The organism is Acinetobacter sp. 226 (assembly GCF_048147925.1).
Lineage (GTDB): Bacteria > Pseudomonadota > Gammaproteobacteria > Pseudomonadales > Moraxellaceae > Acinetobacter > Acinetobacter pecorum.
Genome location: NZ_JAYWYX010000006.1, coordinates 118019 through 136595, shown reverse-complemented (window position 1 = coordinate 136595; position 18577 = coordinate 118019). Strand labels below are relative to the sequence as shown.

19 protein-coding genes, 2 tRNA genes and 1 pseudogene are annotated in these 18577 nt (G+C 44.8%); 11 read left to right on the top strand and 11 right to left on the bottom strand.

Features of this window, described 5'->3' with window-relative positions; genetic code table 11:
* Positions 1 to 260 (bottom strand): annotated as a pseudogene (locus tag VXP95_RS04230) (hypothetical protein); the annotation flags it as partial.
* A gap of 586 nt (positions 261 to 846) precedes the next feature.
* Between VXP95_RS04230 and fadB the strand changes: the two are divergent.
* The 3 genes from fadB (at position 847) to VXP95_RS04215 (ending at position 4887) form a co-directional block, all read left to right on the top strand.
* Positions 847 to 2997: a fatty acid oxidation complex subunit alpha FadB gene (fadB, locus tag VXP95_RS04225; RefSeq protein WP_416711509.1), complete on the top strand. Its 2151-nt coding sequence runs from the start codon at positions 847 to 849 to the stop codon at positions 2995 to 2997.
* Positions 2998 to 3009: 12 nt separating this feature from the next.
* Positions 3010 to 4182 (top strand): acetyl-CoA C-acyltransferase FadA, encoded by a 1173-nt coding sequence (gene fadA, locus VXP95_RS04220; RefSeq protein WP_064095000.1) that lies wholly within the window; start codon positions 3010 to 3012, stop codon positions 4180 to 4182.
* 324 nt (positions 4183 to 4506) lie between these two features.
* Positions 4507 to 4887, top strand: a complete 381-nt coding sequence (locus VXP95_RS04215; protein WP_416711507.1) for a hypothetical protein — start codon at positions 4507 to 4509, stop codon at positions 4885 to 4887.
* Positions 4888 to 4976: 89 nt separating this feature from the next.
* Here the strand turns inward: VXP95_RS04215 and tehB are convergent, their stop codons facing one another.
* The 6 genes from tehB to VXP95_RS04185 form a co-directional block, all read right to left on the bottom strand.
* Positions 4977 to 5843, bottom strand: coding sequence for an SAM-dependent methyltransferase TehB (gene tehB, locus VXP95_RS04210; RefSeq protein WP_416711505.1), 867 nt, complete (start codon positions 5841 to 5843; stop codon positions 4977 to 4979).
* 240 nt (positions 5844 to 6083) lie between these two features.
* The gene (locus tag VXP95_RS04205; RefSeq protein ID WP_064102634.1) at positions 6084 to 6833 is read right to left on the bottom strand and encodes a hypothetical protein; all 750 of its coding nucleotides are present in this window, start codon (positions 6831 to 6833) and stop codon (positions 6084 to 6086) included.
* Positions 6834 to 7051: 218 nt separating this feature from the next.
* Positions 7052 to 7558, bottom strand: a complete 507-nt coding sequence (locus tag VXP95_RS04200) for a hypothetical protein (RefSeq protein ID WP_416711511.1) — start codon at positions 7556 to 7558, stop codon at positions 7052 to 7054.
* Positions 7559 to 7779: 221 nt separating this feature from the next.
* Positions 7780 to 7855, bottom strand: a tRNA-Phe gene (locus tag VXP95_RS04195).
* A gap of 137 nt (positions 7856 to 7992) precedes the next feature.
* A tRNA-Phe gene (locus VXP95_RS04190) sits at positions 7993 to 8068 on the bottom strand.
* Positions 8069 to 8272: 204 nt separating this feature from the next.
* Positions 8273 to 8650 carry a GNAT family N-acetyltransferase gene (locus VXP95_RS04185; protein ID WP_064095005.1) on the bottom strand — a complete coding sequence of 126 codons (378 nt, stop codon included), beginning with the start codon at positions 8648 to 8650 and terminating at the stop codon, positions 8273 to 8275.
* Positions 8651 to 8746: 96 nt separating this feature from the next.
* On the opposite strand from VXP95_RS04185, the gene hisB reads away from it, so the two are divergent.
* From hisB to VXP95_RS04155, 6 genes are all read left to right on the top strand, one after another.
* Complete coding sequence (gene hisB / locus VXP95_RS04180) at positions 8747 to 9340, top strand: imidazoleglycerol-phosphate dehydratase HisB (RefSeq protein WP_005095198.1); 594 nt, start codon at positions 8747 to 8749, stop codon at positions 9338 to 9340.
* Positions 9340 to 9957 carry an imidazole glycerol phosphate synthase subunit HisH gene (gene hisH, locus VXP95_RS04175; RefSeq protein ID WP_416711503.1) on the top strand — a complete coding sequence of 206 codons (618 nt, stop codon included), beginning with the start codon at positions 9340 to 9342 and terminating at the stop codon, positions 9955 to 9957. The genes hisB and hisH overlap by 1 nt, the downstream gene beginning before the upstream one ends.
* A 166-nt stretch (positions 9958 to 10123) precedes the next feature.
* A complete protein-coding gene (locus VXP95_RS04170) occupies positions 10124 to 10657 on the top strand; it encodes a DUF805 domain-containing protein (protein WP_416711501.1) in 534 nt (177 codons plus the stop codon).
* Positions 10658 to 10760: 103 nt separating this feature from the next.
* A complete protein-coding gene (locus VXP95_RS04165; protein WP_416681380.1) occupies positions 10761 to 11420 on the top strand; it encodes a 3'-5' exonuclease in 660 nt (219 codons plus the stop codon).
* Positions 11421 to 11760: 340 nt separating this feature from the next.
* Positions 11761 to 12495: a 1-(5-phosphoribosyl)-5-[(5-phosphoribosylamino)methylideneamino]imidazole-4-carboxamide isomerase gene (gene hisA / locus VXP95_RS04160; protein WP_416681382.1), complete on the top strand. Its 735-nt coding sequence runs from the start codon at positions 11761 to 11763 to the stop codon at positions 12493 to 12495.
* A 65-nt stretch (positions 12496 to 12560) separates the two neighbouring features.
* Positions 12561 to 13493: a DMT family transporter gene (locus VXP95_RS04155; protein ID WP_416711500.1), complete on the top strand. Its 933-nt coding sequence runs from the start codon at positions 12561 to 12563 to the stop codon at positions 13491 to 13493.
* 56 nt (positions 13494 to 13549) lie between these two features.
* Here the strand turns inward: VXP95_RS04155 and VXP95_RS04150 are convergent, their stop codons facing one another.
* The 3 genes from VXP95_RS04150 to VXP95_RS04140 are packed head-to-tail and all read right to left on the bottom strand — an operon-like array spanning position 13550 to position 15568.
* Positions 13550 to 13945, bottom strand: coding sequence for a DUF4870 family protein (locus VXP95_RS04150; RefSeq protein WP_416711499.1), 396 nt, complete (start codon positions 13943 to 13945; stop codon positions 13550 to 13552).
* Between the two features lie 21 nt (positions 13946 to 13966).
* A complete protein-coding gene (locus tag VXP95_RS04145) occupies positions 13967 to 14593 on the bottom strand; it encodes a DUF1294 domain-containing protein (RefSeq protein WP_064102631.1) in 627 nt (208 codons plus the stop codon).
* 27 nt (positions 14594 to 14620) lie between these two features.
* On the bottom strand, positions 14621 to 15568 hold the full coding sequence (locus VXP95_RS04140) for a homoserine kinase (RefSeq protein WP_416681384.1): 948 nt from the start codon (positions 15566 to 15568) through the stop codon (positions 14621 to 14623).
* 113 nt (positions 15569 to 15681) lie between these two features.
* On the opposite strand from VXP95_RS04140, the gene hisF reads away from it, so the two are divergent.
* Positions 15682 to 16440 (top strand): imidazole glycerol phosphate synthase subunit HisF, encoded by a 759-nt coding sequence (gene hisF, locus VXP95_RS04135; protein WP_004647284.1) that lies wholly within the window; start codon positions 15682 to 15684, stop codon positions 16438 to 16440.
* A 286-nt stretch (positions 16441 to 16726) separates the two neighbouring features.
* On the opposite strand, the gene VXP95_RS04130 is transcribed toward hisF, so the two are convergent.
* The gene (locus VXP95_RS04130) at positions 16727 to 17383 is read right to left on the bottom strand and encodes a hypothetical protein (protein ID WP_416711498.1); all 657 of its coding nucleotides are present in this window, start codon (positions 17381 to 17383) and stop codon (positions 16727 to 16729) included.
* 108 nt (positions 17384 to 17491) lie between these two features.
* On the opposite strand from VXP95_RS04130, the gene VXP95_RS04125 reads away from it, so the two are divergent.
* On the top strand, positions 17492 to 18502 hold the full coding sequence (locus tag VXP95_RS04125; RefSeq protein ID WP_064095015.1) for an AraC family transcriptional regulator: 1011 nt from the start codon (positions 17492 to 17494) through the stop codon (positions 18500 to 18502).
* Positions 18503 to 18577: the final 75 nt, after the last annotated feature.

Genomic DNA, 18577 nt, shown 5'->3' with positions numbered 1-18577 from the left:
TGGTTGATCGACTCAGTCGATGAGTTATTTCGAGTTTTTTTCGAATCCTGTATGAATAATAAAGTAGTTTGACTATAGCGCGTACTCCACAGCGGCCACCACAGGATAATAATAGTCAGAATATACACAGCGGTATGCAGCGGATACTGCTGCATGGTCCCTTTGGCCTGCATGGTCAACAGCAGTTGCAGCAGCAGGCCACTCATACAAATCACAAAAGCCAGCAACCACCAGTCTTTTTTAGAACGAAACACGTGCATCGATATCCCCCATATCCAGGTGCAGGATCATCATAAACAATTCCGGCACAGATGACAGGGCCTGGATCTGGAAGGATGAAAATTATTTCAATCCAGATATCGTTTGAGCCGTGATCTTCCTGGCTACTTTCAGCAAATTCCTGTAACCGGAAATGAGATACGGCAGTTTTATTTGTGCCGATAGAAAAATCTCGACCACTACCTGAAAGCCCTGCAATCAGCCAGATTCGGCGAGAAAAATCCTGTGCTCAAGACTGAAATTGACTGAATTGACGCAGCTTAGCGAGATGCTTGCCTTGAAAATCAGGCATTCTGCTCCATATCAGTCAGGCTGATCAATGAAAAATAATGAATTGAAACAGAATCTTTGGTTCATCGGGCTATAAGAAACTGAAAGGAAAAATTATAACCGGTCGGATCAAGCCGGCAGAAATTGATGACCATTGCGTCACGGCTTGATACAACTTGTTATGTTCTTTTTGGATATAGTTATCGTAAGATTAGCGAAGTCAAAAAGTGCGCGGGACATGCGCACTTGCTTCACAACATCAACTTAGAAGTCCTCCAAAATAAAGGAGATCAGGGCATGATCCACGCTGGCAATGCCATTACCGTCCAAATGCTTGAGGACGGGATTGCAGAATTCCGCTTTGACTTACAAGGTGAGTCCGTTAACAAATTCAACCGTGCAACGATTGAAGATTTCAAGGCTGCGATTGACGCAGTTTCCGCAGCAGACATTCAGGGTTTAATCGTTACTTCAGGTAAATCTACATTTATTGTAGGTGCTGATATCACTGAATTCGGCGACAACTTTGCTCAGGGTGAACAAGCGATTGTTGACTGGGCAATGCCAGTACATGAAATTTTTAACAGCTTCGAAGACCTCGACATTCCTAAAGTGGCGGCCATTAACGGCATGGCACTGGGTGGCGGTTTCGAAATGTGCCTGGTATGTGACTACCGTGTCATGTCAGAACAAGCGCAAGTAGGCCTGCCTGAAATCAAGCTGGGTATCTTCCCGGGCTTCGGTGGTACAGTACGTTTAAGCCGTCTGATCGGTATCGACAATGCGGTGGAATGGATGGCAATGGCCAATCCTAAAAAACCTGCTGCTGCATTGAAAGATGGCGCAGTCGATGCTGTCGTATCTGCTGACAAGCTAAAAGATGCTGCGATTGACCTGGTGAAACAGGCCATTCATGGCCGTTTAGACTGGCAAAACAAGCGTCAGGAAAAACTTGATCCGGTTAGACTGAGCCCGATCGAACAGATGATGGCGTTTAATTCATCTAAAGGTATGGTGCTGGCCAAAGCCAACCCGGCTCAATATCCTGCGCCAAAATTACTACTGGATTCATTACAAGCAGGTGCTAGCCTGCATCGTGATGACGCGCTAAAAGCTGAAGCTGAAGGTTTTGCTAAAGCCGCAGTCACACCACAGGCAGGTGCATTAATCGGTTTGTTCCTGAACGACCAGGTGGTGAAGAAAACTTCCAAGAAATATGAACAAGGTGCACATCCCGTGAACCAGGCGGCCGTTCTCGGCGCAGGTATCATGGGTGGCGGTATTGCTTACCAGGCAGCAAGCAAAGGCACGCCGATCATCATGAAAGACATCGGTAACCCGCAACTTGCCTTGGGTATGTCTGAAGCGAACAAACTGCTGACCAAGCAGGTTGAACGCAAGAAAATGAAACCGGCACAAATGGGTGAAACCCTTGCTCGCATCCGTCCTACTTTAAGCTATGACGAGTTTAAAGAAGTTGACATCGTGATCGAAGCAGTGACTGAGAACCCGAAAGTCAAAGGCATCGTACTGAAAGAAACTGAATCTAAAGTACGTGACAACACTATTATTGCGTCTAACACCTCGACGATTTCAATCACGCGTCTGGCTGAAAATCTGGAACGTCCTGAAAACTTCGTGGGCATGCACTTCTTTAACCCGGTACACATGATGCCACTGGTTGAAGTGATTCGTGGCGAGAAAACTTCTGCTGAAGCGATTGCAACGACTGTCGTGCTTGCACAGAAAATGGGTAAAACGCCAATCGTGGTCAATGACTGCCCGGGCTTCCTGGTGAACCGCGTACTGTTCCCTTACTTCGGTGCATTTGACCTGTTACTTAAAGATGGTGCTGACTTCCAGCAAATCGACAAAGTCATGGAAAAATTCGGCTGGCCAATGGGTCCTGCCTACTTGATGGACGTTGTCGGTATCGACACGGGCGTGCATGGTGCAGAAGTCATGGCTGAAGGCTTCCCGGATCGCATGAAACCTGATTACAAAGGTTCGATCCAGGTGATGTATGAAAACAACCGTCTTGGTCAGAAGAACGACGTTGGTTTCTACAAGTATGAACTTGACCGTAAAGGCAAAAAAGCCAAAGTGGTTGATCCAACTGCATATGAGCTTGTGGCATCTGTTGCAACTGCGGAAAAACGTGAGTTTGACGCTCAGGAAATCATTGACCGTATGATGCTGGCTTTCTGTAATGAAACTGTTCGCTGCCTGGAAGACAATATCGTGGCAACACCTGCTGAAGCAGATATGGCAATGATCATGGGTGTTGGTTTCCCTCCATTCCGTGGTGGTCCATGCCGTTACATCGATCAAACCGGTGTAGCTGAGTATGTGGCACTTTGCAATAAATATGCACACCTTGGTAAAGCTTATGAAGCGCCAGAAATGTTGCGTGAAATGGCTGCTAACAACAAAAAATTCTACGGTTAAGGAGCAACGTGAATGGCTACTTTAAATCCACGTGACGTTGTCATCGTTGATGGCGTGCGTTCAGCAATGGGTAAATCCAAAAACGGCATGTTCCGCAATGTACGTGCCGACTCAATGTCTGCTGAGCTTGTCCGTGCCCTGTTGGTACGTAACGAATTCGACCCGAATGAAGTTGAAGACGTCATCTGGGGCTGTGTGAACCAAACCCTAGAACAAGGTATGAATATTGCCCGTAATATCGCATTACTGGCAGACTTGCCGAAGACTGTTGCAGGTCAAACGGTAAACCGTCTTTGTGGTTCGTCTATGCAGGCGATTCACACTGCGGCTGCGCAAATTGCGACGAACCAGGGTGATATCTTCATCATCGGTGGTGTTGAGCACATGGGCCATGTTGGCATGATGCACGGTATCGACCTGAACCCTGAAGCGTCTAAGCATTATGCTAAGGCGTCGAACATGATGGGTCTGACTGCTGAAATGTTGGGTCGTATGAACGGCATTACCCGTGAAGAACAGGATGCGTTTGGTGTGGAATCTCACCGCCGTGCCTGGGCTGCGACTGAAAATGGTCTGTTCGAGAACGAGATTGTTGGTATTGAAGGTCACAATGCAGATGGCTACAAAATGCTGTGTGATATCGATGAAGTGATCCGTCCGGATGCCAATATCGAAACCTTCCGTGCTTTACGCCCAGTCTTTGATCCGAAAGGCGGTACAGTGACTGCAGCAACCTCTTCAGCCTTGTCTGACGGTGCATCTGCCATGCTGCTGATGTCTGCTGAACGTGCTCAAGCTTTAGGTCTTAAACCACGTGCTGTGATTCGCTCTATGGCAGTTGCAGGTTGTGATGCTGCGATCATGGGTTACGGTCCGGTTCCAGCAACACACAAAGCACTTAAACGTGCTGGTCTTAAAATTGAAGACATGCAAACGGTTGAGTTAAACGAAGCATTTGCGGCACAAGGCTTGTCTGTTCTTAAAGGTTTAGGTCTGTATGACAAGCAAGACATCGTAAACTTAAACGGTGGCGCGATTGCATTGGGTCACCCATTGGGTTGTTCTGGTGCGCGTATCACAACAACGTTGTTAAACGTAATGGAACAACAAGATACGCAAATCGGTCTTGCGACGATGTGTATCGGCCTTGGCCAAGGTATTGCAACAGTGATCGAACGTGTTTAATTTTTAAATACCTCGATAAAAGAAACCCCGCTTAGTGCGGGGTTTTTTATTAAAAGAAATTCTAAATTATCAGTGCTATAAGCTAGCTATGATTTCTAATTGGTTTTATAAAAATAACTTAAGCCGTATGAATTATTTCGGAGGCCACCGAAATGTACCTGAACCAACTTATCAAGTTCTTTTGAACTTGTACCTTTCTAAGCAATGTTATCCCTTTGTAATTTCAGTTGAATAATCAACCAATAAAATCCTATTTATGAATCACTTAAATTTTATATATGTATGATCAAGCCTCTTTTTTCCTATTTCCTTAAAAGGATTTATATGAACATGCTTAAAACAATGATCGCGACTGCAATCTTAGCGACTTCTGCATCTGCAATGGCAACTGAAGCTCAAGTTACACCAGCAACTGTTGTAACCAAAACAACCCAAACTGTCGCTAAAGAAACTGCTGCACCTGTACAAGCAAAAGTTGAAGCTTCTCAAGCGACTGTTGCTGCAACTCAACAAGCGGCTGAAACTAAAGCTGAAGCAGTAAAAACAGAAGCAACGACTCAAGTAGAAACAGCTCAAGCTACAGCAGAACAACACGTTGAAGCTGCGAAAACTGAAGCAGTAGAAACCAAAGACGCGACTGCTGAAAAAGCAGAAGCAAAAGCTGAGAAAAAAGGCTGGTTCTCTTGGTTTAAAAAATCAGCTTAAGATTTTTTAAGCATAAAAAAGATGTCAGCCTGACATCTTTTTTCGTTTTGGATGATTTAATTCAGGAATTTAAAAAAATCCTCAATCTTCTATTCAACCTTCTGCGCTAGCATGGTGGCAAAGTGCTGTTTAATCCGATGACCCTGTTCATCCACCCGATGCAGTTCGCCAACATTCTCATTGTATTTGATCAGCTTCCATCCTTCGTACAACTCGCTTAACTGACCCAGTTTAAAACTAAATGGAAAGTCTGGCTGTGCCGGAATATCGTCTGTATCCATGGCACAGACAATCAGGTTATAACCACCCGGAACTGTCGCCTGCTGCATCTGTGCAATCAGCGGCGGAATGGTTTTTGCCTCAAGGAACATCATCACTACAGTACAGTAGATAAAGTCATATTGGCCTGTAATACTGGTATCCGTGTTGAGATCGCGACGCTGCGCCTGGATGTGCTCAATTTGCTCCGTCTGCACAATTTGTCTTAAGGTTTGCAAACTGTTTTCATTGACATCCCAGGCATCTACTTTAAAGCCGTTCTGGCTTAAATAAAGCGCATTACGTCCTGTACCACAGCCGATATCCAGGGCACGACCACCCTTTAAATAGGGCATGGCGGCCAGTACTTCAGAATGGGTAGGATTCAAATGATATTTCTTGCTGAAATAATCATCAGGCCGGCAATAAAAACGCAGCTGGCATTCGGCATCCTCACTGGCAGAGACAATTTTGTGCCATACCTCAGGCTCAATAAATGGCGGTTGCTGCTCTGGAGTAAACACATGCTCGGATTGCACCTCGCCAGATTGGTCCAGCATGGCAAAATGTACCTTACCTTTTAAGACGGTCAGTTTTGCCCAGGTGCCTACTTTGGTATTGTGCTTATTTTTGAAACCCTGAGGAATACTCTGCTGTGTCCAGACCGGAAACTCCTTATAACATTTCAGTTCTTGCATGATTGACTTCCCTCCACTTAACCCATATGCCACCTTTTATTGTTTAAGCAGCGGCTGTTACTTTCGAGCATAGACTGTTGATGCCGGAATTAAAATCATGCTTATGTACGCTGTGTCCATACAATAGCAAGATGAGGACTATCCAGAAAATAAAAAAAGCTGCCTGGATTTGACAGCTTCAATTCAGTAACCCGTATTGAGCAGTGGATGACAGTAATCTGGCCGACCATCCAAGACAGGTCATAACTTGTTTTCTACTGCTTTCTGGTTAGCGCTCGCGACTTGTTGCATCTGCTTGTTCAGGTCCAGAATTTCCTTGTACAGCGCATTAAACTCTTTCACCGCTTTATCGTCATAGAACATAAACATGTTATTTTTCTTTTGCCATTTATACTTTTTTAAGACTGCAAATAAAGCATCTGCCTTGGCTAAATTCTGTTTTTCGATTTCGAAAATGACATGTGCATTACTATTTTGCTGACTATCTTTCAGATTCTGGGTTAGTTGCTGGCGATAACGGTTTTTAATATCCAGTTGCTGTGCCTTGTCGATCAGCTCAGCATCACGTTGCTGGATTTTCTGCTGATAGCTGTCCATAATTTGATGGACTTGCTTAAGCATGGCTTCAGTTTCTTTATAATCTTGGGTCTGGTCCTTGGCCAAGCGGTTAATATCCAGAAAATTCTGCCAGTTGGCCGCTTTTAGATCCCGTAGATACTGATTACGTTCCTCGGCACTGTCACGCAATTGCCCCAGCATGAATTCAGCCATAATGGCATAGTCGCCCTCCAGACGGTCATCTTCCAGCTCGATCTGAATCGGTTTAGACCAGTCCTGTGCCTGCTGTGCAATACTTTCAGTTTTTTCTTCTAGTACGGTTTCATATTCCAGCAGCTCGGCCTGATGTTTTTGCTGGACAGAATGCTGATAAAACAGCCCAATAAAAATTGCCAGTGTCACAGCAGCTAAAATCATAAAAACACGCGGCATGTACACGCTCCAGTTCTATCCATCAGATCTTGTAGATTCCTATCCACTATGCTTATTTTTTAGACACAATTCAAGATGTTCAATTTTTCCAGCAATACTTACCTATGAAGATATAACACCGATCTGGCAGGAAATTTATTTCAACTTCCTGCTTGTTTTTGATCTTTAGTTGCTGCTACACAAGCCCGCAACTAGTAAAGTCCAATGCCGGGCACGGCTTACCTGGAAGGAGATGGCAGTGAAAGATTAAGCTGGTTCCGGTAGGAATTAAACTGCTCACGGGCAATCTGGACGGTGGTGGCATCGCGGTTAATACCAAAAGGTTGCAACACCACATACAGCCCATTTCGTGGATCTGAAGACAATAAGCCCTGTGCTACAGCCAGCACATATTCCTGGAAGATCATAGGCAGGCTGTCCAGATCTGGAGGAGCAGGTGCACGCATGACATCAATATTTGCGACAAAATCAGCATCGACGCTATAAGACTGGATATCACGTTCAATTTCCATCAGACGCATTTGCAAGGCCTGTTGTTGAGCTGCATCTTCCTGGTAAGGCACAACTTCAATCACCGCACGCAGTTCAGGTTCTGCCATTACGGTAAGCGTAGGCAGTATCACGGAATCAGATTCACCCGTAGAGCCAGCATGACCTAATAACGGTAAAGTCAAAGTCATACAGGTGGCTATCAGGCTTCGTATTATGGGTTTCAGAAGATTCATCATATTCACCCTCGTTTGGAAAAGGGAAAGCATCTGACTGAAAGCTTACAAATAATACCAGTGCCTATTGTTAAGTTTGATAAACGGTAAATGACAAATAAAAACAGCTTAAACTAAAAAAGGAAGCAATTAAAAAGATTGAAAAATTAGGAAAAATCTTGATATGACTTTAGTCCGGACAAAAAAAATCCCCAAACATGGTTTGAGGATTTTTTTGAATATGGTGGCGAGACCCAGGATCGAACTGGGGACACACGGATTTTCAATCCGTTGCTCTACCTACTGAGCTATCACGCCGATGCGGTGTATTAAGCCGTATCTGGCTTCATTAGTCAATCAAAATTATGAAAAAAATATTTGAGTACCTGATTTTTGGCCTAAAAAAAATCCCTGATGGGATCAGGGATTGAAAACTTTTAAATCGTTTTAAAATATGGTGGCGAGACCCAGGATCGAACTGGGGACACACGGATTTTCAATCCGTTGCTCTACCTACTGAGCTATCACGCCGATGTCGCGTATTAAACAGTCTCCATTATAAATCGTCAAGAGCGGAGAGAATAATTTTCATCAAATGTTTACTTTTCCATCAACTCGGGTCAATTTGAGTCACAATTCAAACAGTTTTTACCAAAGACCTTAGCAATTCAAACAGATCTAGACGCTTGCTTACATAAAAAAGCAGCCTTAAGGCTGCTTTTGACTGCGCTATCTTTATATCTTTTCCAGATTGGCCAGACAACGATGAATGGCCCCACAGCCCGGTACAAAATTTTTCACGCCTTTATCTTCTTCCATGCGACAGACTTCACTGACCAGCCTTTCTGCCACACCACGACCACGGTTGGCCGGATGTACCACGATATTTTCCAGAATCCGGCTTTCGCCCTGCCCGGTGCACCAGATTGCCCCAATAATTTTGCTATTAAATTCTGCGCTATAAACTGAGGTATACTGTGCAAGGTTTTGCTCTAGTTGTTCCATGGCATCTGACCCGTCGCTAAATTCCGGGCTCGTGTCATACAGTCGCTCAAGCTGGCTGCGCACTTCGTCATTTTCTAAAGAAGTATAAGCATGTACGGTGATAGGCATTGATAAACCCTCCTGAGCAATCTAATATGCGGTGACTTCGTCACGGCGAAAATATTTTCTACATCAATCATTTTGACGTATTTGAGGAACGTGTCTATGACAGATCGTATCAGTGAAGTGGTAAGAAATACCAACGAAACCAAAATTCGAGTTCGTTTGAATCTCGACGGTACTGGTCAAGGCACCTTAAACACGGGTATTCCCTTTTTAGATCATATGATTGATCAAATCAAGCGGCATGGCCTGTTTGATATTGATATTCATTGTGAGGGCGATCTGGAAATTGACGACCATCATACTGTAGAAGACTGCGGTATTACGCTGGGTCAGGCTTTCGCGCAAGCGCTGGGTGATAAAAAAGGTTTGAAACGCTATGGCCATTTCTATGCGCCACTTGATGAATCTTTAAGCCGTGTCGTGGTCGATCTGTCGGGTCGTCCGGGCCTATTTATGGATATTCCATTTACCCGTGCCATGATCGGCCGTTTTGATGTAGACCTGTTCTCTGAATTCTTCCAGGGCTTTGTGAACCACTCGCTGATGACCGTGCATATCGACAACCTGAAGGGCAAAAACAGCCATCACCAGATCGAAAGCGTATTTAAAGCATTTGCGCGTGCACTGCGTATGGCCTGTGAAGTCGATCCACGTGCTGCCAATACGGTAGCTTCAACCAAAGGTACGCTGTAATGACCCGTATTGCCCTTCTTGATTATGGCATGGGAAATTTGCACTCTGCGGCAAAAGCATTAGAACATGTCGGTGCCACGGTTGATGTGACCAATGATCCAAAACTGATTGCACAAGCAGACAAGATTGTCTTTCCGGGCGTAGGCGCGATGCGTGACTGCATGCAAGGTATACACGAAGCCGGGATTGATGAAGTGGTACGCAACGCCGTATTTAACAAGCCGGTACTGGCCATTTGTGTGGGTATGCAAGCCTTGATGCAACATTCCGAAGAGAATGGCGGTGCAGAGGCACTGGGTATTTTTGAAGGCGCAGTCAAGCATTTTCCGGAAATGGCGGGCTTAAAAGTGCCGCATATGGGCTGGAACCAGGTGCATCAGGCTGATCCTGACCATCCGATGTGGAACAATATCGAACAGGACGCGCGTTTTTACTTTGTGCACAGTTACTATGTAGAACCACAAGATTCAGACCTGGTGGCAGCGACTTGTACCTATGGCATCGAGTTCTGTACCGCAATTCATAAAGAAAACCTGTTTGCGACCCAGTTCCATCCGGAAAAGAGCCATACCGCCGGTTTACAGTTATTGAAAAACTTTGTGGATTGGAAGATCTAATCTCAGGATTTTTAAAGTTTCTAAAAAGCTCGCATCTGCGGGCTTTTTTATTCATTTAGATTAGTTCACTGCTAGAATTCTGACTATTTTTTAGCCATTAAAATTGTTATGATTTTGAAGTAACTCTTTATATTTAAAAATAATTAAACTCAGGGGAAATACAATAATGAATCCACACTATCCAAGCAATGGATCAGCTTTAAGCCCAAATGGTCGTTTTGGCCGCTTGTCTTATCTCGGCTGGAACATGCTAATGACCTTTTCGCTCCTGATCATCATTGGGATGATTGCAGCTTTTTCACCTGGCCTATTTATGGATAGCTCTACTCTGGCAGGCTCATCCATGGTTGCAACTGTTCTCATCGGACTCGCTTACTTGGTCATGCTGTATTTTAGTTTTGTTTTTACTATTCGCCGTCTACATGACCGTAATCACACAGGATGGTTATCCTTACTTGTCCTCATTCCGCTGGTCAATCTGATTTTTATCCTTTACTTAATTTTTGCTAAAGGGGATGACCGTCCCAACCAATATGGCCCTCGACGTAGCACCCGAACATGGGAAAAGGTTTTAGGCTGGCTCTATTTTTTAATTTTCCCTTTAGCTATTCTGGCTGCAATTGCGCTTCCGGCATATCAAGACTATGTGACTCAGGCTCAACAGGCGCAGATGGAACAGAGTAGCTATCACACTGATTAATCCTTGTTAAATTTTGCATAAAGCCCATTCTTCATGGGCTTTATTTTTGCCTAGAACAGCAAAAGTGATTAAGCTGAATGCATTCATTTAATGATTGAAGCTTATGCAACAGCTGCTGGATACTTTACCAAGCAAGGAACAAATTCAGACTTTTCTTGTATTTAAAAATCTTCCAATGCAACAGATTCAGGTGATTAATCGTCTGGAACAATGTCATGCCCTTGAACAGGAGCTAAAAAGCTGTGCCGTCCTGGGTTTCGATTCTGAATCCAAGCCCACCTTTAAAGTCGGTGAAGTCTCTACCGGGCCACATCTGATTCAGCTAGCGACTTTGCACAAAGCCTATTTATTTCAAATGAATGATTCGATCTGGGATTTTCTTAAACCGATCTTTGCCAGTCGAGACCAGATCAAGGTCGGTTTTGGCCTGAAAAATGATGCGCATCTGTTCCGTAAAAAAGGCATTGAACTCAACAGTGTGGTCGAACTGTCCAAATGTTTTAAAGCTTTTGGTTTAAACAATCCGGTCGGATTAAAAAATGCCATGGCTTTGCTATTTCAAGTAAATTTTCCTAAATCCAAACGGATTAGTACCTCGAACTGGGCCAGCAAGAAGCTCAGCCCGGCACAAATTGATTATGCAGCAGCAGATGCCTATGCGCCCGTGCTGGTATTTGAAGAATTGTTGCAGCGAGGTCTTTTACCCAAAGAGATTCCCAATACGTCACTGAAATTGAGAATCCGCCCCTCATCGACGGCTTAAGCACTTGAGCCACGTATTGCGTCTGGCATGACAAGGATGACTTCGATATTGCTTGATATACGAATGAAAGCTAGGATGAGCAAGGTCGGAAACGGAGTTTCAACAGCAATGTCTTTTTACCATTTTGACTGATGCTCAGTTCGATACGCGACCTACTATAAAGATCTGATCTCCATTCACTCGCAGACTCATTAATGCCATTAAAATAAATTACCTAACTCCTACCTGTCTGTGTACAGGTTTTCTTTATTCATACCGTTTAAGAGTTAGAAATTTCGACTTTATTTGCTAAGATGAAGCCACTGAAATTCATTCTAAAGATTGAGCAAGGAGCGAAAGCATGCTGATCATTCCTGCAATTGACCTGAAAGATGGCAAATGTGTCCGTTTAAAACAAGGTCGTATGGAAGACGATACCGTATTTTCAGACGATCCGGTCGCAACAGCACAGCATTGGGTAAATGAAGGCGCTCGCCGCTTGCATCTGGTAGATTTAAACGGTGCTTTCGCAGGTACGCCAATCCATAAGCCAGTGGTTGAAGCCATTGTCAAATCCCAGCCTGACTTGCCGATCCAGATTGGTGGTGGTATCCGTTCTCTGGAAACCATCGAGCATTATCTGCAAGCTGGTGTTTCTTTTGTGATTATTGGCACCAAAGCAGTTCAGAATCCTGAATTTGTTGAAGAAGCATGTCAAAAATTTGCCGGCCACATTATTGTGGGTATTGATGCCATGAATGGCATGGTGGCAACAGATGGCTGGGCCAATGTGACTGATGTCAAAGCTACTGACCTGGCGAAACGTTTTGCCGATGCTGGCGTGTCGAGCATTGTCTATACGGATATCGCGCGTGATGGCATGATGCAGGGTGTAAACATTGAACAGACCGTAAACCTGGCACAATATTCAGGCCTGCCTGTGATTGCTTCAGGTGGCGTGACCAATCTGGATGACGTACGTAACCTGAAAGACCAACCGGGTATTTTAGGCGCAATTACCGGTCGTGCAATTTACGAAGGTACCTTAAGTTTACGTGAAGCACAGTTATTGCTAGATGAGCAACAGGCGCTATAATTAAGCCTGCTGTAAAAGAGGTCTTCGGACCTCTTTTTTATTTTTTAATTTTCTGATCTCCTCGCATGTTTACAATCATTTCCGCCTCCCGCTCAGCCTCCCTGACAGCCAAATTACCGCAGTTTGCCTTAATCCTGATTACTTTAATCTGGGGTGGCAGTTTTATTACTGTGCAATACGGGCTGAATTTTAGCAGTCCGATGATATTTGTCGGTCTGCGCTTTGCTGCAGCAGCGCTTGCCGTCACCCTGATTTCACTGAAGTCGCTAAAAGGCATGAACCTGAAAGAGGCGTTCGCCGGCGCGGTGATTGGATTTATGATTTCCATTGGTTATGGCACCCAAACAGTGGGTTTACAGACCATTAGCAGCAGTGAATCGGCTTTTTTAACCGCCTTGTATGTGCCGCTGGTCCCGATCCTGCTCTGGCTATTGTTTGCTAAAAAACCACAGGTGATGACCTGGATCGGAGCGCTGTTTGCCTTTACCGGTCTGGTATTTTTGACAGGCAATGGCTTTGCTGCAATTCAGCTCAGTTTCGGGCAAACCCTGACGTTGCTTGGTTCGATTGCAATTGCACTGGAGATTATTTTCATCAGCCATTTTGCTGAACGGGTCAATGTACGCCGGGTTACAGTGCTGCAACTGATTTTTGCATCATTGTTCTGTTTTATGATCGCACCCGTTTTAGGTGAATCTCAGCTACCCGAATTTCACTGGCATCTGGCAGGAATTTTAGTCGGTTTAGGTATTGCCAGTGCCTTGATTCAACTGGTGATGAACTGGGCGCAGCGCATGGTCAATCCTTCGCAGGCAGCGATTATCTATGCCGGCGAACCGGTATGGGCAGCCCTGTTTGGTCGTCTGGCCGGAGAACGTCTACCTGCGCTCGCGCTAGTCGGTGGATTGATGGTGGTGCTTGGCGTGATTGTCAGTGAATGGAAACCAAAGTTTTTAAGAAAAGAACCAACAGAAGAATTAAAGCAAGATCTTTCTTAATTCCACTAAATCCCCCTTAAAAGGGGGATTTTTTCTCTGGGGAAATACGGCTAAAATTATTTGTTATACATCGGCTTGTTGTCATTTAAACGCATGATACCGCGGATCGCCCGATAGACAATCCAGATCCAGGAAACAAAAATGACAATCAAACAGAAAGCGGAAGCACCAAAGGTTACGCCGGCAAATAGATCGGGATCTTCATGAGTAAAGAACAGGAACAGGAAGGGAACAAAAGCAATAATATTCCAGAACAGATACCACCAGAAACTGCGGATCTGCCAGGTAAAGTGGCTTTCAAAGATGGAACCACGTACATCGCGCCGTTTTACATAGTTAATGATGAGGGCTACGATAGCCAGCAGGCCAGCACTAAAAATGGCCACGATATATAAAATGTATAATGCAAAAGTCAGTGTGCGGTTTGGGTCTTTATCAATGGAATAGTTCACATCCCCTCCTCGTATTTTCCCCTAGATATTTAAGCTATTGAATGGGGAAATCAGCCATAGAATCAAAATGATGTTAAAGCCTATGGTACAAAAATATATCTGCCGGAACGGTTGTTTTTGTGTTTTATGGCGTAATTTCTGCTGTGCCAGCCAGGCTGCCGGCCAGCCGCCCAAGAAGGCCACCAGATGCAAGGTATTTTCCGGAATACGGCGATTACCCAGCTGTGCTGCTTCCTTGTCTTGTGCGTAGAGCCAGTAGCTCAGTGCATTCATCAGGCTGACCAGCAATAAGACCAGTCCACTGAGTAAACCCGCCAGCGTCAGAACGACCAGAAACAGAAGATAACCCACACAGGCAATTTGCATGGGTTGTAATTTCTGTGTCTGCTGCGGCTTGGACGGCTTGAGTTTGGCTTGCAAACCTTTGCTTTGCGATGCTTTAAGGTACATCACCTGCTGCGCGCGATAACGTCCACGTTCATCCAGAACGACCAGATAATCCAGCGCACAGCCCACGATTGGACGTGGGCCAGGCTTGGCAAAATCCTTGATATGTAGAAATACGCGATCTTTGGCGGGGTCACTGGGCTGAATGAAACCATACCCCTGTTCATCAAACCATTCCACTAAGCGTCCCTGATCGCGCATATCCCCTATCCTTTTTAATCTGATTGTTTAAGCAGTGACGAATTTTAAGCGTTCAATCAGCATATTACGCATTTCGTCCGGATTTTTTTGCAAAATATCTTCGCCATTCCGACCCAGTGCTGCATTACGCTGTGCCACCTGCAGACGCATCATCCAGAAACGCCCAGCCGCCATGGCCAGATAAAGTTCCAGACAGGATTTTTCATCCTCAGTTAAGGGACGAACGGTTTCATACGCTTTTAAAAAGGCATTGGCCTTTTCTTTATTAAGGACCACGTCAGGATATTCAGTACAGAAATCATTTAACGTAATCGCGATGTCAAACAGGAATTCATCTTGATTCAACTCATAAAAATCCAGAATACCATTCAGCTGATCGCCTTCAAATAAAGTATTGTCACGGAACAGATCTGAATGAATAAAACCGCGTGGACGGTCCGGATATACCGCCGTTAAAGCCTCATATAAACCTAACAGTTTACCCAGCAAGACTTTATCTGCCGGATTCAAGCTTGGTTTGATCTCTTGAGACACTGCCAGCCAATATGCATGATCACGTACGAAATTACGTTGCAGTTTAAAGTCTTGTAACGCCACGTGCATTTTCGCCTGAGCCACTGCAATCGCTTCAACTTGTCCGATGGTAGAGGGCATCGGATGTTCACCCATCAGGCGCGGTGCAATTTGTGCCGGTTTATCTTTAATACTGTGAATCGCTTTGCCTGAATGCGATAAAGGCACCGGAACAGCCAACCCAGCCTGCCCCAGATGTTCCAGAACCGGAACCAGTTCGCCTGCTGCCTGTTCATCCATATCTTCAAATACGGTCAGCACATATTGCTGGTCTTCGCAGACTAAAAAATAGTTGGTATTTTGAATACCGCCTTGAATGGGAATCAGATCAATCGCCTTTAAACCATAAGGCGCTGCAAAATCCTGAACTTCCTTTAAAGTCAAAGTGGTATAAACCGACATAGAAAACCTGCGAAAAAACTTACATAATTTTGCTAGAATACCGTTTCCATCTGCCAAGGTGTAGCGCTTGCGTGGGTGAGTTTCATAATCGGCTGTAATAATTGGAAAAATTTATGCTAGCTAAACGTATTATTCCTTGTCTGGACGTGGATAACGGCCGCGTGGTCAAGGGTGTCCAGTTCCTTGATATTCGTGATGCGGGCGACCCGGTCGAAGTGGCGCGCCGATATAATGAACAAGGTGCCGATGAAATTACATTCCTTGATATTACCGCTACACATCATGGACGCGACACGACTTACCGTACCGTGGAACGTATGGCCGAATCTGTATTCGTGCCTCTGACTGTCGGGGGTGGTGTACGTAAAGTTGAAGATATCCGTTTACTGCTCAATGCCGGTGCAGACAAAGTCAGTATTAACTCGGCAGCCATTTATAATCCCGAGTTTGTGCAAGAAGCATCACAGCGCTTTGGCGCACAGTGTATCGTGGTGGCGATCGATGCAAAAAAAACTGGCGACCACAAATGGGAAATTTTCACCCACGGTGGCCGTAAAGAAACCGGGATTGATGCGATTGAATGGGCTGTGAAAATGGCTGACTTCGGCGCAGGTGAGTTACTGATTACTTCGATGGATGCCGATGGCACCAAAGCCGGTTACGATATTGCCCTGATGCGTGCGATTAATGACCGCGTCACGGTACCGACTATTGCTTCTGGCGGTGTGGGTAATTTACAGCATTTGGCGGACGGCATTATTCATGGTGGTGCCGATGCGGTACTGGCAGCTTCAATTTTCCATTTTGGCCAGCATACCATTCCGGAAGCCAAAGCCTATATGGCAGCCCAAGGGATTGAAATGCGCCTTTAAGCCGTTTTAGATGATGATTTGATTAAAGAGTGTTTTTATAAACACTCTTTTTTTATGCCTTAAATAAAACAACACAGCAAATACGGGACAAAAAAAAGGAGTCTTACGACTCCTTATAAAACCAAGATAAGACTACAGCACTTGGTATTCAAAATAACTCATTACACCCAGAAACATTATCAGTATGAGGCTTTGCTCACCGACAGGAGCAAATATAAGTGAAATCCGCAGGACAATATTGACAATACAATCGTATTTTATTGACAAATCACGACAAAGCCCTGTTTTACTCCATAACCTGTGTATTTAACTGCTTCATTACCGTATTTTTTGCAGTATTTTTCGTCATTTTAGTGGAAGCATCGGCCGATTTAACCGGAAAATATTGTTCTGCCCAGCGGTTCAGTTTTTTCGAGATCGGTGCAGGCAAGCTCAAACCTAAAGGATTCTGTTCCTGCAAATCTGCCGAGGAAACCACCCGGGTACCGAGCAGATAATCAAACCAGGGCTTGGTGACGCACCAGTTCGCATCCTGATTACTATTCATATGATGATCATAATGCCAGGGCAATTTCTTTTTGGCCCATTCCGGTTCCAGATGAGCCCGGCGATGTAAATAATAATAGTTGCCTGCACTATATAGGGTAGCCAGTGTCATGCCTTTGGAAAAAGGATAAAAACTGAGTCCAAAAACGGTCGCGACGACTGCCAGTGAAGCTATTTCATTACGGGTACGCCAGTTATCCAGTCCTTCTACATAACCGAAATCGGAAAATTCCGTTTTGCGCACAACCCGGTGATGTTCCCAATGGGAGCGCATACTTTCCGGCACCGGACTATAGCGGCTCTGTCCCGGCCGGTGAACACCATGCAATACATACTTATGCGCAAACCATTCAAACCCATTTGCAACGACGAGTCCTACCAGAAAACCTTTCCACATGATCTTTTACCTCTTGGTCTATTTTGAATATAGGCTAAATAAAGGACTAGATATTGACCAAAATATTCAATATGATTGACAAAATACGACAAAATAAAAGAATTAAAAATGCTGGTTCTAAAAGACTACGTAGGCTCGGTATACGGGGGTTTAGGACATTTGCTTTTGGACTATTATCAGTTGAAACAGCTTGAGGTCCCTAAGAAATTATTGGCCATTCAAAACCTCGAATGCTTCGATTTCGTCCTGTGGCGTGAGCTGTTAACAACACTTGATCAACAGCTGCAACGACCTGCTCTGGGTCTGGAAATAGCCCAACTGGTAGAAGTCAAACATCTCGGGATCATTGGCTATCTGACCCTCTCAAGTGAAACCTTGGGGGAGGCGTTCATGCGCTATCATGATTATCATCGCCTGATCTATGATGGCGGTCCACTCCAGCTGCAGTGGGAAGGTGATTATGTGTCGATTGGCTGGGCCGAAGTCCCTTTTAATTTGAATACCCAATTGACCGATGAAATCGCCATTGCACTGATGACCGAGTTCATTAAGACCATTGTTCAGGATCCGCGTGGTGTACAGTTATATGAAGTACATTTTCAGCATCCAATGCCCAAAAAAATTTCCCTTTATGAACAGCATTTCCGCTGTAAGGTCCGTTTTTCCCAAGCTAAAAATCAGGTATTGGTACATGTAAGTGAACTTTCCATGCCACTGAAACAGGGCGACCAGACCTTGCAGAAACTGTTGATGCAACAGGCCAACGCACTGTTAGAAAAATTCCCGCACTCCACCCTGATTGATCAGCAACTGCAACAGGCGATTCTGATTGGCCTGCAAAAAAACCTGTTCCAGATTGAGCATATTGCCGAGCAGATGAATTTTTCAGTGCGTCAGTTACAGCGCCATTTGCAGAAACAGGGCAAAACCTACCAGCAACGGATGCAGGAAATCCGCTGCATGATGGCCATGCAATACCTGAAAGATCCACACTTGAGCTTGCAAGAAACCGCAATGTTACTCGGTTATTCTGAACAGAGTGCCTTTCAGCGGGCATTCAAGCAGTGGACCAAGCTGACGCCACAACAATGGCGATTAGAAAGCATCTCAATGTCGTGAACCCTGACAGGCACGAATAAAGACAGCAGCAATCTGCTCTCCCTATTGCAGCTTACTGATATAAAATTTAAAAAA